This window comes from Actinomycetospora lemnae, from assembly GCF_028737315.1.
GTDB lineage: Bacteria > Actinomycetota > Actinomycetes > Mycobacteriales > Pseudonocardiaceae > Actinomycetospora > Actinomycetospora lemnae.
In genome coordinates this window covers 223,707-239,169 of record NZ_JAQZAO010000009.1, presented here as the reverse complement: position 1 = coordinate 239,169, position 15,463 = coordinate 223,707, and the positions used below count along the sequence as shown (strand labels likewise).

Below are 15,463 nucleotides of genomic sequence, written 5' to 3'. Positions count from 1 at the left end.
GGCGCCGACGGCGGGAGTGGTGTTCGCGCACGGCCGACGTCAGGGCCGCAGCTCGACCACCTCGACGAGGTGCGGCGAGACCGCCGGGGTCGGCGTCCACCGTGGCGCGTGGCCGGGCGACCAGGTCCAGTCGCGCGGGACTCGGTCCACCCCGAGGACGAAGATCGTCAGGGTGCCGTCGGGCGCGATCCGCATCCGCAGGAAGCCCTTGTGGTCCTCGATGCTCTGCGCGGCGAAGAGCTCGTTGCGGTTGGCCCACCGGCCGACGACCAGCAGGAACAGCGCCAGGACGAGGCTCGCCGCGAGCCCGGCGACGCCGACGAGGGCCAGGATCTCGAGCCCGCCGACGATCACCGACCACAGGCCGGCACGCCACGGGGCCAGCACCTCGTGCGCCCACGTCCCGAGCGCCGCGACGCCCCCGGCGAGCCCCACCTGGGCGACGGCGAGCGACAGCCGCAGCGGGACCGCGCCCCACCACCGCTTCCGGTTCGGCGCCACGAACGCCGCCGAGACCGCGCCCACGACGATCGCGCCGAGCACCGCCAGCACCCACAGCCCGAGCACCGCCGGCACGACGACCAGCGACTGCAGCGCCCCCAGGACGGCGAACAGCGACCCGTTGCGCGCCGGTAGCCGCCACAGCACCCGCGCGGCCTCGGCCCGCGAGGTCCGGGCCGTCGGGAAGGTCGCGTCGGCGCGGACGTAGGTGTGCTCGCGGTCCGACCGCTCCGGGCCGGGGTCGGCGAGGTCGGTGGTGACGTGCAGCGCGTCGGGCAGGAAGTGGGTGGGCGAGGTGTAGGCGCCGCCGTGACCGGCGGTGACCAGGACCTGGTCCGGACCGACGGACCCCTCGGGGCGCGCGAGGGTGTAGCGGGCGTAGTGGTGGGTGTCGCCGGTGAGCACGAGGCGCACCCGCAGGTCCCGTCGCTCGCCGAGGACGTCGCGCAGGAAGAAGGCGAGGCGGTCCATGGCCTCGTCGTCGCCGTCCACCGCGCCGTACCAGGCCGGTGTCGCGGTGAGCAGGACGATCCGGGCGCCGGAGGGGATCCGCGCGACGACGCCGCGGAACCACTCGAGCTGGGTGGCGTCGATGTAGGTGTCGAGCTGGATGTCCATCGCCAGGACCCACCAGTCGTGCGGCAGCGCCAGCGCGAAGTAGGAGCGGCGCTGGGCGGTGTGCCACCCGGCGAGGTCGCGGCCCTGGGCGAACACCCGCAGGAACGCGGTGAGGCCGTCGTACCAGTCGTGGTTGCCGGGGATGGCGTGGACGGTCGGCCGGTCTCGCTCGGGATCGACGACGAACTGCGCGTCCAGCGGGGCCTCGAGGCGCTCCTCGTAGGCCCGGGTGCCGGCCACGGGGTAGACCTCGTCGCCGCCCAGCAGCAGGACGTGCCCGCGCGGGAGCCGCTCCCCGTCGACGGCCACGCCCGTGTCGCCGAGCAGGGTCGCGATCGTGGCCATGGCGGGGAACCCGTCGCCGGTGTCGGAGAGGTAGTCGACCCAGAACGGCTCGCCCGCGGGCACCTCGTAGCGGACCACGTCCTGGGCGAACGTCGTCCCGGCCATGACGTCGCGCTTGTCGGCGTAGGCGGCGGCGACGCTGCCGAGCGCGACGGTCAGGCCCGTGCGCACCAGCTCGGTGGGCGAGAGCCAGCGCACCGCGGCGTGGCGCACCGGCTCGTCCGTCCGACCCCCCATGGTCGGCACCGTAGTGCCGCGCCGGGCGTCACAGGCCCGCGGCGGCGATCCGCGTGGCCTCGGCGACGGTCGGGCGGCCGTTCGTGCTCGCCGGCTCCGCCGGGCTCGTGTAGACGGTGATCACCCATGGCGCGCGGCCGGGCGGCCACACGACGGCGACGTCGTTGTTCTCGCCCTGCGCGCCGGAGCCGGTCTTGTCCCCCACGCGCCAGTCGCGGGGCAGCCCCGCGCGGATCTGCTCGGTGCCGGTGACGGCGCCGACCATCCAGCCGGCCAGCAGGTCGCGCCCGGCGGGGTCCAGCGCCTCGCCGAGGACCAGCGCCTGCAGGTCGCCGGCCATCGCGGCGGCGGTGGTCGTGTCGCGCTCGTCGCCGGGGGCGGTCTCGTTGAGCCCGGGCTCGGGGCGGTCGGCGCGCGTGACGGGGTCGCCGAGCGTGCGCACGAACGCGGTCGTCGCCGCGGGGCCGCCGACGAGGGCGGTGAGCAGGTTCGCGGCGGTGTTGTCGCTGACGACGATCGCGGCCTCGCACAGGGCCGCCACGGTCATCCCCGTGTCGACGTTCCGCGAGGTGGTCGGCGCGTACTCCAGCAGGTCGGCGCGGGTGTAGCGGATCGTGCGCTCGAGCAGGCCGGGCTCCGCGAGACGGCGGCGCAGGACCGCGGCGACGATGAGGACCTTGACCGTCGAGGCCATGAGCGCCCGCTCGTCGGCGCGGTGGCGGACCTCGCGGCCGGTGCCGGTGTCGCGGGCGACGAGCGTGATCCGGCGCCCGGAGCGGCGTTCCAACTCGACGAGGGCCGCCGTGGGATCCGCGGTCACGGGACCCGGGGGAGGGGCGGCGGGCGGAGCGGCCGCGCGGCCCGCACACCCGGCGAGCGCCGCCGCGAGACCGCCGACCAGCACCGTCCGACGCGAGACGCGGATGATCACCCGGCGGAGGGTAGCGACCGGTACTCGAGGCCGGCGGAGGTGCTGCGCCACGCCACGAGCCGGTCGAGCGTGACGACGATCGGCAACGAGAAGGTCATCAGCCACGCGTCGAGTGGCTGCTCGCCGAGCACCGGGGCGTACTTGCGCCCGAACGCGTCGAGGGCGCGCTCCACCCGGGCGAGCTCGGTGAGGACGGCCTTCCCGGAGCCGGTGACGACGTCCGTGCCCTCCTCCGCGGTGTCCAGGGCGACGCTCACCGCGGCGTGCGCGCGCAGGTGGCCCACCTTCGCGGTGTCCGGGCGACTGAAGATCGTGACCTTCGGGTCGTCCCAGGTGAACCACACCGGCACCGTGTGCGGGCGCCCGTCCGGTGCGACGGTGCCGAGCCAGATCACGGGCGCGCCCGCCAGCCGCTCGCCCGCGTGGGCCTCCACGGGCACGGCGGGGTCGAGCAGACGGGTGCTCACACCGGACAGCGCACCAGACGGGTCAAGCGCGCCCTCTCGACAGGAGCAGCGCCCGGCGATTCGATGTGTTCCTGATCACCGGTGTGTCGGGAGGGGACGTGCGATGACCAGCGCGACGAGTGGGCCCGGCGTGCGCCGCGCCTCGAGCGGGTGGGGCTGGATCCTGGCCTCCGGGATCCTGGGGATCTTCGTCGGGATCATCGCGCTCTTCTTCCCGGGGCTGGCGATCCTCGGGGCGGCGTTCGCCCTCGGGATCGGTCTCGTGATCCAGGGCGCGCTCGAGATCGGGGTGGCCTGGCGGGCCGAGACGGGCTCGACGGGACGCGGCTGGCTCGCCGCGTTCGGCGTGCTCGCCCTCGTCGCGGGCATCCTCGTGCTCTTCCAGCCCGGGGGCGGCATCCTCGTGCTGGTCTGGGGTCTCATCCTCTGGTTCGTCATCGCCGGCGTGCACGACCTGCTCGTGGGCTTCTCCCAGCGCGACCACCGCGTGTGGAACCTGGCCCTCGGCGTCCTCAGCCTCGTCGTCGCGTTCATCCTGCTGGTCTCGCCGGGCACCGCGGTCGGCCTCATCGCGATCATGGTCGCGCTGGGCTTCCTCTTCCGCGGCGCCATGGACATCGGCCTGGCCCTGAGCATGCGTCGCTCCGCATAGTGGAGACATGGACGCCGGTCGGGACGCTGCGAAGGCCGTCGGACGCCGCTACGGCGAGCACCTGACCGACCGCGACCTCCTCGCCCTCGCCGGCGGGGAGCCGGACCGGGTCGGGCCCCTGCGGCGGCGTCCCGAGCTCGTGCTCGAGCTGCTCGACCGTCCCGACGTCGCCGACGCCGTGCTCGCCGCCCGCCGCGACGAGGACGGGCGCTTCCGCCACGTCTCACCGTTCCTCGTGTTCGCCGCGGCGGTGCACCGGACGTCCCGCGCGCTGGTCGGGCGCCTGCACGCCCCGGACCGGACGGCCCCGCGCACCCGGGTGCCGATCTTCGACGGGCCGCAGCTGGCGGCCTTCGCGACCGATCCCGCGCACCGCCTCCACCTCGCGGAGCTGCTCGCCTCCTACGCGCGGCTGACCTCCGGCGTCGTGTGGCGGCGCGACGAGCGGGGACGGCACGCCCGGCGGTGGGACGAGCTGGACCTGCCCGCCCTGGCCCTGCTGCTCGAGTCCGTGCCGGCCGACCAGCAACCGGGCGTGTGGCGGCGCATCGGCGACGGCGCCCTGTTCCTCGCCGGCGTCTTCCCCGAGTACGCCGAGCGGACCTTCGGCGGCACGGGCCTCGTGCGCCTGTCGCGCCTCGGCGCCCCGGGCGAGGGCCCGGTGACCGAGCTGCTCGAGCAGCTCGCCGGTCGGGCCTATGCGCGCGTGGGCGCCGCGGTGCCGCCGGGCGTCGCCGAGTCACCCCACCACGCGCGCCGTTTCCTCGCCCTCGTCGCCGAGCGCCACCTGTTCCCGTCCTCGGGGTCCGGGGGCCTGCTCTCGGCGGGGCGCTGAGGGCTCACTCCTCCGGCGACCGCCGGGGCGCGGGGATCCGCGGGGTCGGGGGCGCCGGGTGGGCGGGCCCGGCCCAGCGGCACTCCAGGACGTCCCACCAGCAGGTGCGGTCGTGGACGTGCTCCGGCCCCGCCGGCTGCACGGCGATCAACGGGCGGGTCAGGATGTCGACGGTCATGGCGGTCCCCTCTCGTCACCCGGGGTGTCGACAGTGACAGTGGGTGCTGGAACTGGCCAGTGAGTACACTCGAACGGCCGCACCTATTCACTGCTGGGTGCTCGCCTGCTCACGCGTCGTCGGCGTACCGCTCCCCGCGCACCTCGGCGAGAATGCGCGCGTGGAGGCCGCCGAGCTCGTCCTGCCCGATCCCGACCGTCCCGGCCTGCACGACGTCGTGCCGGCCCTGCTGGAGGCGGTGACCCCGGGTGGGACACCGGCGCTCGGCCTGCCCCCGGTGCGGGCGGCCGCGCTGCTGCTCGTCGACGGGCTGGGTCACCGGCTGCTGCACGAGCACGCCGCCGACGCGCCGTTCCTCGCCGCGATGGCCGATCACGGGCCGCTGACCGTCGGGTTCCCGAGCAGCACCTCGATCAGCGTCACCTCGCTCGGCACCGGGCTACCGCCGGGCACCCACGGGACGCTCGGCATCCGGGTGCGCGTCGGAGGTGACGGCGGCACCCTCCTCGACACCCTGACCTGGACCGGCGACGGCCGCGACGCCCGCGAGCTGCTCGTCCCCGAGACCGTGCAGCCGCGCCCGACCGTCTTCGAGCAGGCCCTCGCGCGCGACGTCGGGGCGACCGTGGTCTCCGACCGCGCCTTCCGCGAGTCCGGGCTGACCCGCTCGGCGCTGCGCGGCGCGCAGTACCGCGGGGTCGGCGCGTTCGGCGACCTCGCCGCCGAGCTCCTCGACGCCCTCGGGCGTCCCGGGCCACAGCTCGTCTACGCCTACCACGCCGACCTCGACCAGCTCGGCCACCTGCGCGGACCCGGCTCGACGGCCTGGCGCTGGCAGCTGCGCCAGATCGACCGGCTCGTCGCCCAGCTCGTCGAGGAGCTCCCCGCCGACACCCTGCTCGCGATCACCGGCGACCACGGGATGGTGACGATCGACCGCCGCCACGACGCGGAGAACGACCCCGACCTCGTCGCCGGCGTCGCGCTCGTCGGCGGCGACCCGCGCGCGCGTCTCGTCTACGCGCGGCCCGGCGCGGCCGCGGACGTGCTGGCCTCCTGGCGCGGGGTGCTCGGCGACGACGCGTGGGTGGTCGACGGCGACGAGGCGATCGCGCGCGGCTGGTTCGGCCCGGTCGACGACGCCGTGCGCGACCGCGTCCCCGACGTCGTCGCCGCGCTGCGCGGCACCGCCGCCGTGGTCTGCCCGACCGCCGAGCCCCTGCTCTCGCGCCTGCCCGGCCAGCACGGCTCGCTGTCCGCCGACGAGCTCGTGGTCCCGCTGCTCGCGCTCGCGCGGACCTGACTCACAGCAGCCGTGGCTCCGCCGGCGCGGAGGAGATCAGCTCCGGCGCGCCGTCGGTGATGACGATCTGCTCCTCGTACTTCGCGCCCGCCGCGCCGCCGACGCGGCCCATGTAGCCCTCGACGCTGATCACCATGCCGGGCTCGAGGACGCCGCCGTGGTGGCCGTCGACGACGATCGCCGGGTACTCGTCGGCCGCGCCGCAGCCGTGGGCGAGGAACGGGTAGCGCTGGGCCCGGTACTCCGCGGGCAGGCGCGGGCCGAGCAGCTCGCCGAGCTCGGCGAACGAGCGCCCGGAGCGGAACTCCGGGATCGCCGCGTGCACGAACCCGTACGCGGCCTGGTAGACGTCGCGCAGCTCCGTGGACGGCGCCGCGTCGCCGCAGACGTAGGTGCGGGAGATGTCGGTGAGGTAGCCGTGCGGGCCGACGAGGTCGGTGTCGAACGCGACCGCCTCCCCGCCCCGCACGACCCGCCCGGTCGCCTCCTGCATCCACGGGTTGGTGCGCGGCCCGGAGCACAGCAGCCGGCTCTCGGAGTGCATCCCGCCGGTGGTGAAGCACTCGTACATCAGCCGCGCCCACAGCTCCCGCTCGGTGCGGCCCGGTTCCAGGTGCTCGAGGAACCGGCCGACGGCCTCGTCGGTCAGCCGCGCGTTCTCCCGGTGGATCGCGAGCTCGGGGTCGGTCTTCACCGCCCGGGCCACCTCGAGCGCCCCCACCGCGTCGACCACCCGCACCCCGAGGTCGGCGAGCGCGAGGAACACCACCGACTCCGCCCGGTCGATGCCCAGCGGCGCATCGGCGAGCCCGCGGGCCCGCAGCTCGTCGCGGACCTCGGTCATCGCCGTGCGGGCGTGCTCGCCGCTGCGGTCGCCCGAGCCGAAGAAGGTGAACGACGTCGTCGGGCGCACCTCGCCGTCGAAGCGCGATCGCGCGAGCGGGATCGACTCGGCCGGCTCCCACAGGATCGGCGCGTGCTCGGCGAACGCCAGCGCCCAGCGGTACGAGACGTGGAGGTTCGCGACGAGGTAGGACCCGTCGGAGGTCACGTACCGGACGTTGCCCGGGTCGAAGAGGAGCGCGGCCGGGAGGTCGTGGGCGCGCAGCGACGCCTGCGCCCGCGCGAGCCGCTCCGCGCCGAGCTCGCGCAGGTCCACGTCCACGCTCACAGGTCCAGCGTCAGGCGCGGGCAGCCCCGCGCAGCCCGCGAGACGCAGATGAACACCGTGTCCTGGGCCTCGCGCTCCTCCTCGGTGAGCAGGGTGTCGCGGTGCTCGGCGCGCCCGGCGAGCAGGGGCGTCTCGCAGGTGCCGCAGGTGCCCTCCTCGCAGGAGAAGTCGACGCGGACGTCGGCGTCCCGCGCCACCGCGAGGATGCTGCGGTCGGGCGGGACCTCGAGGGTGACCCCGCTGGCCGCGCACTCGACCTCGAACGACGTGTCGGGCCCGTCGGTCTCGACGGTCTTCGGGGTGAACCGCTCCACGCGCAGGCTGCCCACAGGCCAGGCGGGCATCGCGTCCGCGACGGCGTCGAGCATCGGCTCGGGCCCGCACGCGTAGACCAGCGTGTCCGGGCGCGGCGTCCCGAGCAGGCCGGCGAGGTCGAGCAGGCCCGCCTGGTCCTGCGGGACGACCGTGACCTTCTCGCCGTGGCGCACGAGCTCGCCGCGGAAGGCCATCGAGGTCCGGGCGCGCCCGCCGTAGAGCAGCGTCCACTCCGCGCCGGCCGCCTCCGCCGCGGCGATCATCGGCAGGATCGGCGTGATCCCGATGCCACCGGCCACGAAGACGTAGCGCGGGGACGGGTCGAGGGCGAAGTTGTTGCGCGGCTCGCCGATCTCGACGATGTCGCCGCCGTGGATCTTGTCCACGACGTACTCCGAGCCGCCGCGGCTCACCGGCTCGCGCAGCACGCCCAGGCGCCACCGCGCGCGGTCGCCGGGGTCGGAGCACAGCGAGTACTGGCGGACCAGCCCGTTGGCGAGGGTGACGTCGACGTGCGCGCCGGGCGCCCACGCCGGCAGCTCCCCGCCGTCGGCCCGGCCCAGGTGCAGGGAGACGACGCCCTCGGCCTCGTCGCGGCGCTCGTGCACGATCATCTGCATGACGACCTCCTCAGCGCATCCGGCGGGCGGCGACGTAGGGATGAGGTCTGGTGAGCAGAGCGGTGGACGGGTCCTCGACGGCGAGGGTCTCGCCACCGATCAGCGTGGCCGTCACGGGTCCGGGAACATCCGCGTCATGGTGTCGCCGGGGTCCAGCGAGTCACCCGCGGGCACACGGTCGATCCCGACCATCCGGTCGATGACCATGTTCTGGTAGCGGTGCAGCGGCTCCTCGAAGCGGAAGCACATCCGCCCGCCGCGGTAGGCCGGGTTCTCCAGCCCCTCCTGCACGCGCTCGACGATCTCGAGGTCCTGGCGGTTGACCAGGTCCCAGAACTTCGCCAGCTGCTCCACCCCCTCGGCCGCGTCCGGCGACGCGAGCGACTCGGGGTGGGCCAGCAGGACCGCGGTCTCGACCGTCCGGTTCGGCGCGACGGGCCGGTTGAACAGCACGAACGCGTGGTTGGGCAGGACGACCAGCGCGGTGCCCGGGAACAGCCAGACGAAGCGCCCGCTGTCGGCGTCCTGCGGGCCCAGCGACGACAGCGGCGCGAGGCCGTCCCAGCCGCCGGCGTCGGTGTTGCGCGACACCGGCGTCGTGCACATGCCCGTGTACATGCCGGGGCCCTGCCAGCGGTAGTGGTCGGAGAACTTGGAGACCTGGTTGAGCTCCGGGTGGACCCAGGGCAGGTGGTAGTACTCCATGAAGTTCTCGCCGATGAGCTTGTGGTTCGCGGCGACGTCGTAGGTTAGCGTCCGCTGCGTCACCCACTCGTCGAGCCGGTAGTCGGCGAAGCGCTCCGGCAGGTCCCCGAGCTGGGTCGTCAACGGCTGCGGGTCCGGCGACAGGTTGACGAACAGGAACAGTCCCCAGCTGTCGACCGCGACCTCGAGCAGGCCGTAGTCGGCGCGGTCGAAGCCCGTGGCCACCGACGTGTCGAAGATCGGCTCCTGGCCGGCCGGGACGTCGGAGTCCTCGAACAGCGGCGTCCCGAGGCACGTGCCGTCGGTGTCGTAGGTCCAGTTGTGGTACGGGCAGCGGATGCGCCCGCGCTTGCCGACCTCGCGGGCGTCACCGTCGAGCAGCTTCGTCGCGCGGTGGCGGCAGAGGTTGTGGAAGGCGCGCAGCTCGCCGTGCCGGTTGCGGGTGATGAAGATCGACCGCCCGGCGACCTCGACGACGATGCACGCGCCGGGCTTCGCGACGTCGCTGGTGATGCCCACGGCCACCCAGGACGTCGTGAACAGGCGCTGCTGCTCGAGGGCGAAGAACTCCGCCGAGGTGTAGGCGTCGGGCAGCAGCGTCGAGGCGAGCTCGACGGGCAGCCGCGTCGGCGCGTAGGTGCTCTCGACGGTGAACAGGGCCGGGTCGACCGGCCGCGCCGGGAGGGCGGCGTACGGGTCGGTACGCGTCTCAGACATGGAAGCTCCGCGGGAAGCTCGGGTCGGTCAGGGCCGGGCGGGTGATCGAGAAGGCGTCGATCGGGTGCGAGGGCTCGTGGCCCAGCGCGAGGTCCGCGAGCAGGCGCCCGATGAGCGCGGCGAACTTGAACGCGTGGCCGGCGCCGTTGGCGACCACGATCTGCGGGTGCTCGGGCAGCGTGTCGAGGATGAAGTGCTGGTCCGGCGGCACCGTGTAGAGGCAGGTCTTCGAGTAGAGCTCGGGCCCGCCGAAGCGTGGGAGGTGGCGGTCGACGAAGTCGGCGTAGCGCGCACGCCGGACGGGGTCGGGCTCGAAGGTGCGGGTGTCGGCGGTGGTCTCGTCGCCGCCCATGTGCTGGCCGAGCTTCGTGGCGACCTCGCCGTAGACCGGGAAGCCGTAGAAGTTGTGCCGCCCGTGCCACATGAACACCGGGAAGCGCGACGGCGCGAACTCCGCGAGGTGCGGCGTGGCGTAGTAGGTGACCTGCTCGCGCAGCACGGTCAGTGGCAGCGTCGTCCCCGTCTCGGCGAGCACCTGGTTGGTCCAGGCGTCGCTGGCGACCACCACCCGGTCGGCCCGGAAGGTCTCGGTGTCGGTGACGACGGCGACGCCCTCGCCGTCGGGGACGACGGCGCGGACCGGGGTGCTCGTGCGGACCTCGGCGCCGCGGGCCCGGGCGAGGGCGATGTGCACCGCGTTGGCCCGCGCGGCGTCGACGATGCCCGAGTCGGGCTGGTACAGGGCCGCGATGCCGTCGTGGGCGCGGAACTGGGGCCAGCGGGCGACCAGCTCGCCGGCGTCGAGGCGTTCGTAGGCGACGCCGTGGCGGTCGAACATCGCGGTGTAGCCCTCGATGTTGCGGGTGCCGGTGGCGGTGCCCTGCCGGGCGGTCCGGTCCTCGATGACCAGGCCGCCGGTGGGGGTGACGATCTGCTGGCACGCCTCCGCCTCGACCTCGTACCAGGCCTTGTAGGCCGGGGCCGCCAGCGCGGCGTACTCCTCCTGGTGCTGGGCGAGACGGATGATCCGGGAGTGGTCCTGGGAGGCGCCGCGGTGGTGTCCGAGCTCGAACTGCTCGATCCCGAGGACGGTGCCGTCGCCGGGACCGATCTCCGCGGCGAGCCGGTGGAGGGCCGCGGAGCCGAGCCCGCCGAGGCCGACGACGATCGCGCGATGGGCCGCCATCACTGACTCCTGCTCGTGCCGAGGGATCGCCTCGGCTCGTGGTGGGGGGTGGGTGGCACCCGCGTCGGCGCCGGCGCCGTGTGGTGCGTGAGAGCAGTGTCAGCGCCCGATTCCGTCCGCGTCCATCGCAACGTTGAACCTCTGATCTTGTACGTTGTGTACATGATTGACCGGCGGTTGCGGGTGCTCGCGGCCATCGCCCGGCACGGCACCGTCACCGCCGCCGCGGAGGTCTGCCGGCTGACGCCGTCGGCGGTCTCGCACCAGATGCAGGCACTCGCGCGCGAGCTCGACGTGGCGCTGCTCGAGCCGGTCGGGCGCGGGGTGCGCCTGACGCCGGCGGCCCGCACACTGCTCGAGCACGGCGACACGCTCACCGCGCAGTGGGAGCAGGCCCGGGCCGACCTCGCCGCCCACCGCGCCGGCGCCGTCGGCGGGACGTTGCGGTTCGCGGCGTTCTCGTCGGCCGCCGCGGTGGTGGTGCCGCGGGCCCTCGAGCACCTGCGCGACGAGCACCCGCAACTGCGCGTGCACCTGCGCGAGAGCGAGCCCGCCCGCTCGTTCGACCTGCTCGCCGCCGACGAGGCTGACCTCGCCGTGGTCGTCGCGACCCCGAGCATCCCGCCGGCGTCCGACACCGCCTTCGACCAGCACGCCCTCTACGACGAGCCCCTCGACGTCCTCGTCGGCCCGGAGCACCCGCTGGTCGGGCGCCGCCGTGTCGCGCTGCGCGACCTCGCCGGCGACGCGTGGATCTGCGGCAACGTCGGGCGCGCCTACCACCAGCTCGTCACGCTCGCGTGCACGGCGGCAGGTTTCGCGCCCGACATCGCGCACTTCGCCGACGAGTGGGACACCGGCGCGGCCCTCGTGGCCCGCGGGTTCGGCGTCGCGCTCGTGCCGCGCCTCGCCGACCTGCCCGCGCACCACGACACGCGCCGCATCCCGATCACGACCGACCCGGTGCCGACCCGCCGCGTCGTCGCGGCGGTGCGGGCCGGGAGCCGGCAGCAGCCCACCGTCGCCGCGGGCCTCGACGCGCTGCAGCACGTGATCGAGACGGGGCTGCCCGCGCTGGGGCGGTAGGGCTCAGTCGCCCCACACCGGCGCCGGCGCGCCGAACAGCGTGTCCTCACGCCCACCAGCCGTCCACGATCCGTCTAGCGCGCGTCGTGGAAGATGATCCCGAGGACGTGACGGCGGCCGGTGTGCACCGCCGAGACGCCGTGGCGCATCTGCACGCGGTGGACCCCGCGGGCGCCACGGTGCGGGCGGTACCGCACCGGGAAGACGACCGCCTCACCGAGCCCCGGCCGGGCGACCACCGGCCGCGACTGCTGGCGGGGCCGCTGCTCGACGAACACGCTCTCGCCGCCGGTGAAGTCGACGTCGGGCGTGCTCAGCATGATCAGCACCTGCAGCGGGAACGTCAGGTCGCCGTAGACGTCCTGGTGCAGGCGGTTGTGGTCGCCGGGCCCGTAGCGCAGCACCAGCGGCGTGGGCTTGTGCTGCCCGACCGCGGCGCAGCGGGCGAGCAGCTCGTCGTGGTCGGTCGGGAACCCGTCCTCGCCGAGCGCCTCGGCCCAGCGGTTCGTGACGGCCGCGAGCGGCGGGTAGAGGCGGGCCCGCAGCTCCCGGCCAGCGGCGGCAACGGGTCGGCGAAGTAGCGGTAGCGGCCCGCGCCGAACGACAGCCGGGCCATGTCGACGGTCGACCGGAACACCTCGTCCCGGTCGAACAGGTCGATCACTCCGGCGCACTGCTCCGCGTCGAGCAGTCGCCCGGGCATCGCGATCCCGTCGCGGTCGAGGGCCTCGCCGATCGTGGTCGCGTCGAAGTGCGCGGGCAGGGCGGGGAGGTCGGTCGTCGTGGGCGCCATGCCCGGAGGAACACCGCCCGCCCCGCCCGCGTGGCGGACCGGCCGTGACCGTCTCCCCGGCCGGTGCGGTCGGGCCTCGAGGTGGACGCAGGGCGGGTCACGACGGGGCCGTGCGCGATGACGGCGGCGCCGGCCCCGACGGTGCGATCCCGCGCACCCGTCACGCCATCGCCCGGCGCACCGCGTGGGTGTCGTTGATCGACTCGAACGCCGTGACCCGCCCGTCGGCCAGGCGGTACACGTGGGCGAAGCGCGACGTCATCGAGCGACCGGTCGCGCGGTGCACCCCCTCGAACGACCCCAGCACGACGACGGCCGAGCCCGCGGCGAGGAACTCGGACGGCACGGGCACGAAGCTCTCCCAGTCCTGCCCGAGCCGCGCGAACACCCCTGCCACGACGGCCTGCGGCCCGACGTGGGTGCCGGCGTAGGGGCTGCCCGCGGCTTCGGTCCAGGCCACCTGCGGATCGAGCAGGGCGACGACGGCGGCGACGTCGCCCCGGCCGAAGGCGCGGTAGCCCTCCTCGAGGACGGCGACGTCGGAGCTCTGCAGCGGTGTGGTCATCGGGACCTCCGGGCGGTTCGGGCGGGCGCCGGTGCGCGCCGCTGCCCTCACCTCAGCGGGGTCCGGGGCTCCCCGGTATCCGGGACGGCCGCCACGTCCGCCCGCCGCGGCGTGGGTACCGCCCCCACCCACGCCGCGATCTGCGCCCGCGTGCCCACCCCGAGCTTCGCGCGCAGGTTCTCGGTGTGCCGCTCGGCGGTGCGCTCGCTGATGCCGAGGCGCCGGCCGATCTGGCGGTTGGTCAGCCCGGCGGCCACCAGCCGCGCGACCTCGAGCTCCCGGGCCGTCACGCGGCGCGGCGGGGCCGCGAGCGCGGCCGTGCGGGCGTCGTCGCACCGCAGGCGCAGGTAGGCGTTGCGACGGGACCCGGCGCGCGCCCGCAGGTCGTCGGCCGTCGCGAGGTGCTCCAGCGCCTCCGTGGCAGCGCCCCGCGCGGCGGCGACGCACGCGGCGCCGTCGTGGCAGTCGGGCAGCGAGCGGCGGTCGCCGATGCGGGTGAAGGCCGCCATGCCGTCCCGGAACCGCCGGTCGGCCGCGTCGAGGTCGCCGTCGAGGAAGTCGAACCAGCCGAGGAACCACCCGGCCTTCGCGAGCCCCCACGGCGTCGGCGCCGCGAGCTCCGCGTTCTCTTCGAGCAGGGCGCGCGCCTCGCCGGGCCGGCCCTGGAGCCAGCGCACGAGGCCGAGCCCGCACGTCGTCCGCAGCAACGGCATCCACGCGCCGGCCTCCCGCGCGACGGCCAGCCCGCGCTCGACGCGTGCGGCGACCGTGTCGACCTCACCGCCGGCGAAGTGCGCGATCCCGAGGCTGCCCGCGCACCAGGCCCAGCCGCCGGCGTCGCCGCGGTGCTCGGCCAGGTCCGCGGCCTCCTCCAGGGCGGCGTAGGCGCCGGCGAGGTCGTCCTGCCAGAGTCGCAACAGGCCCAGGGACTGCAGCGCGCCCTGGCGCACCGCGTCGTCGGCGGCCTCGGGGCGGGCGAGCAGGCGTTCGAGGTGGGCGCGACCCTCGCCGAGGTAGCCCCGCATGTCCCAGAAGAAGTAGAGGTCGGCGGCGGTCTGCAGGCCCGTGGCGGTCGCCGACGGCGGGCAGCGCTCGAGCGCGGCCCGCAGCTCCGCGATCTCGGTCTGCGCGGCGTCGATCTGCACGGCCTCCTGCGGGCCGGGGCAGGTCAGGACCGCGGTCGCGAGCGTCGCGCACCACCTCGCGTGCCGCTCCACGGGGGCCTCGTCGCCGGCCTCACGCGCGAGGCCCTCGGCGTACCGGCGCAACGTCTCCAGCATCCGGTACCGCACCCCGGTGCCGGTGGCGACGACCTCGACCAGCGAGTGCTCGACGAGCCGGCCGAGGGCGCCGGCGACGTCGAGTCCCGGGCCCCCGCAGACCTGCTGCGCCACCGGCGCCGTCCAGCTCCCCGCGAACACCGACAGGCGGCGGAAGACGGTGGCCGCCGCGTCGTCGAGCAGGGCGACGCTCCACGCGACCGCGCCGTCGAGGCTGCGATGGCGCTCCGGGACGGCCCGTCGCGGCGAGTCGGCGACGCGGACCCCGTCGTCGGCGAGGACGCCCGCCAGCCCGACCGTGCGCACCCGCGCGGCCGCGAGCTCGAGGGCCAGCGGGAGCCCGTCGAGCGCGCGGCAGATGCGGGCGGCTTCGCGGAGGTCCTCGTCGGTGAGGTCGCGGTCGGGCTGGGCGGCGCGCACCCGGTCGAGGAACAGCGCGACGCTCGGGAGCTCGGCGCACGCGCGGGGGTCGGGCTCCGCGTCGGGGACCGGCAGCGGGTGCAGGGGGAGCAGGTGCTCACCGGGGATGCGCAACGGGCAACGGCTCGTCGCGAGCACCCGCAGCCGGGGACACCGGCCGAGCAGATCGGCGATCCCCTCGACGGCGTCGAGGAGGTGCTCGAGGTTGTCGAGCAGCAGGAAGACGTCCCGGTCGGCGAGGTGCCGGTGCAGCGTCGTGACGAGCGGCTGCGCGCCCGCCTCCCCGAGGCCGAGCGCGCGCGCGACCGTCGGCAGCACGAGCGCGGGGTCGGTGAGCGGGGCGAGGTCGACGAACACCGCACCGGGGACGCCCGCGGCGACCTCGATCGCGAGCCGCGTCTTCCCGCACCCGCCGGTGCCGACCACCGTGAGCAGGCGTTGGGTGCCCACCAGCGCCCGCGCCTTCGCGACCTCCCGCTCGCGGCCGACGAGCGGGGTCAGCGGCACCGGCACCGCGCCCGCCTCCATCGCCGCACCG

15 protein-coding genes are annotated in these 15,463 nt (G+C 75.3%); 4 read left to right on the top strand and 11 right to left on the bottom strand.

All coding sequences use genetic code 11. The features are described 5' to 3' along the window. Nucleotides 1–39: 39 nt before the first annotated feature. From PGB27_RS21160 to PGB27_RS21150, 3 genes are read right to left on the bottom strand one after another with little or no spacing between them, the layout of a single operon-like run. Nucleotides 40–1,701, bottom strand: coding sequence for a metallophosphoesterase family protein (locus tag PGB27_RS21160; protein WP_274202378.1), 1,662 nt, complete (start codon nt 1,699–1,701; stop codon nt 40–42). Nucleotides 1,702–1,729: 28 nt separating this feature from the next. After that, nucleotides 1,730–2,632: a class A beta-lactamase gene (gene bla / locus PGB27_RS21155; RefSeq protein ID WP_274202377.1), complete on the bottom strand. Its 903-nt coding sequence runs from the start codon at nt 2,630–2,632 to the stop codon at nt 1,730–1,732. Next, a complete protein-coding gene (locus PGB27_RS21150) occupies nt 2,629–3,099 on the bottom strand; it encodes a pyridoxamine 5'-phosphate oxidase family protein (protein ID WP_274202376.1) in 471 nt (156 codons plus the stop codon). Before PGB27_RS21150 ends, bla begins: the two co-directional genes overlap by 4 nt. 103 nt (nt 3,100–3,202) lie before the next feature. Here PGB27_RS21150 and PGB27_RS21145 point away from each other — a divergent pair, with 103 nt between their 5' ends. Both PGB27_RS21145 and PGB27_RS21140 read left to right on the top strand, forming a co-directional pair. Beyond that, nucleotides 3,203–3,751, top strand: coding sequence for an HdeD family acid-resistance protein (locus tag PGB27_RS21145; RefSeq protein ID WP_274202375.1), 549 nt, complete (start codon nt 3,203–3,205; stop codon nt 3,749–3,751). A 7-nt stretch (nt 3,752–3,758) separates the two neighbouring features. Continuing rightward, nucleotides 3,759–4,586: a hypothetical protein gene (locus PGB27_RS21140; RefSeq protein WP_274202374.1), complete on the top strand. Its 828-nt coding sequence runs from the start codon at nt 3,759–3,761 to the stop codon at nt 4,584–4,586. 4 nt (nt 4,587–4,590) lie between these two features. On the opposite strand, the gene PGB27_RS21135 is transcribed toward PGB27_RS21140, so the two are convergent. Beyond that, complete coding sequence (locus tag PGB27_RS21135) at nt 4,591–4,764, bottom strand: hypothetical protein (RefSeq protein WP_274202373.1); 174 nt, start codon at nt 4,762–4,764, stop codon at nt 4,591–4,593. 160 nt (nt 4,765–4,924) lie between these two features. Between PGB27_RS21135 and PGB27_RS21130 the strand changes: the two genes are divergently transcribed. Then, the gene (locus tag PGB27_RS21130; RefSeq protein WP_274202372.1) at nt 4,925–6,067 is read left to right on the top strand and encodes an alkaline phosphatase family protein; all 1,143 of its coding nucleotides are present in this window, start codon (nt 4,925–4,927) and stop codon (nt 6,065–6,067) included. A 1-nt stretch (nt 6,068) separates the two neighbouring features. On the opposite strand, the gene PGB27_RS21125 is transcribed toward PGB27_RS21130, so the two are convergent. The 4 genes from PGB27_RS21125 to solA form a co-directional block, all read right to left on the bottom strand. Next, a complete protein-coding gene (locus tag PGB27_RS21125; protein WP_274202371.1) occupies nt 6,069–7,238 on the bottom strand; it encodes a M24 family metallopeptidase in 1,170 nt (389 codons plus the stop codon). Next, nucleotides 7,235–8,173, bottom strand: a complete 939-nt coding sequence (locus PGB27_RS21120) for a PDR/VanB family oxidoreductase (RefSeq protein WP_274202370.1) — start codon at nt 8,171–8,173, stop codon at nt 7,235–7,237. Before PGB27_RS21120 ends, PGB27_RS21125 begins: the two co-directional genes overlap by 4 nt. A gap of 111 nt (nt 8,174–8,284) precedes the next feature. After that, a complete protein-coding gene (locus PGB27_RS21115) occupies nt 8,285–9,595 on the bottom strand; it encodes an aromatic ring-hydroxylating oxygenase subunit alpha (RefSeq protein WP_274202369.1) in 1,311 nt (436 codons plus the stop codon). Next, nucleotides 9,588–10,781: an N-methyl-L-tryptophan oxidase gene (gene solA, locus PGB27_RS21110; RefSeq protein WP_274202368.1), complete on the bottom strand. Its 1,194-nt coding sequence runs from the start codon at nt 10,779–10,781 to the stop codon at nt 9,588–9,590. Before solA ends, PGB27_RS21115 begins: the two co-directional genes overlap by 8 nt. 162 nt (nt 10,782–10,943) lie before the next feature. Between solA and PGB27_RS21105 the strand changes: the two genes are divergently transcribed. After that, a complete protein-coding gene (locus tag PGB27_RS21105) occupies nt 10,944–11,867 on the top strand; it encodes a LysR family transcriptional regulator (protein ID WP_274202367.1) in 924 nt (307 codons plus the stop codon). Nucleotides 11,868–11,941: 74 nt separating this feature from the next. On the opposite strand, the gene PGB27_RS21100 is transcribed toward PGB27_RS21105, so the two are convergent. The 3 genes from PGB27_RS21100 to PGB27_RS21090 form a co-directional block, all read right to left on the bottom strand. Continuing rightward, nucleotides 11,942–12,541: a 2OG-Fe(II) oxygenase gene (locus PGB27_RS21100; RefSeq protein WP_274202366.1), complete on the bottom strand. Its 600-nt coding sequence runs from the start codon at nt 12,539–12,541 to the stop codon at nt 11,942–11,944. 279 nt (nt 12,542–12,820) lie between these two features. Continuing rightward, nucleotides 12,821–13,225 carry a nuclear transport factor 2 family protein gene (locus tag PGB27_RS21095; protein ID WP_274202365.1) on the bottom strand — a complete coding sequence of 135 codons (405 nt, stop codon included), beginning with the start codon at nt 13,223–13,225 and terminating at the stop codon, nt 12,821–12,823. 47 nt (nt 13,226–13,272) lie between these two features. Next, nucleotides 13,273–15,453 carry an ATP-binding protein gene (locus PGB27_RS21090; protein ID WP_274202364.1) on the bottom strand — a complete coding sequence of 727 codons (2,181 nt, stop codon included), beginning with the start codon at nt 15,451–15,453 and terminating at the stop codon, nt 13,273–13,275. Nucleotides 15,454–15,463: the final 10 nt, after the last annotated feature.

Excerpts from the sequence above, each read along its gene's own strand:
- PGB27_RS21160 (WP_274202378.1), bottom strand. The coding sequence starts at position 1,701 with ATGGGGGGTCGGACGGACGAGCCGGTGCGCCACGCCGCGGTGCGCTGG.
- PGB27_RS21090 (WP_274202364.1), bottom strand. The coding sequence starts at position 15,453 with ATGGAGGCGGGCGCGGTGCCGGTGCCGCTGACCCCGCTCGTCGGCCGC.
- PGB27_RS21115 (WP_274202369.1), bottom strand. The coding sequence starts at position 9,595 with ATGTCTGAGACGCGTACCGACCCGTACGCCGCCCTCCCGGCGCGGCCG.
- PGB27_RS21120 (WP_274202370.1), bottom strand. The coding sequence starts at position 8,173 with ATGCAGATGATCGTGCACGAGCGCCGCGACGAGGCCGAGGGCGTCGTC.
- solA (WP_274202368.1), bottom strand. The coding sequence starts at position 10,781 with ATGGCGGCCCATCGCGCGATCGTCGTCGGCCTCGGCGGGCTCGGCTCC.
- PGB27_RS21145 (WP_274202375.1), top strand. The coding sequence starts at position 3,203 with ATGACCAGCGCGACGAGTGGGCCCGGCGTGCGCCGCGCCTCGAGCGGG.
- PGB27_RS21105 (WP_274202367.1), top strand. The coding sequence starts at position 10,944 with ATGATTGACCGGCGGTTGCGGGTGCTCGCGGCCATCGCCCGGCACGGC.
- PGB27_RS21140 (WP_274202374.1), top strand. The coding sequence starts at position 3,759 with ATGGACGCCGGTCGGGACGCTGCGAAGGCCGTCGGACGCCGCTACGGC.
- PGB27_RS21095 (WP_274202365.1), bottom strand. The coding sequence starts at position 13,225 with ATGACCACACCGCTGCAGAGCTCCGACGTCGCCGTCCTCGAGGAGGGC.
- PGB27_RS21135 (WP_274202373.1), bottom strand. The coding sequence starts at position 4,764 with ATGACCGTCGACATCCTGACCCGCCCGTTGATCGCCGTGCAGCCGGCG.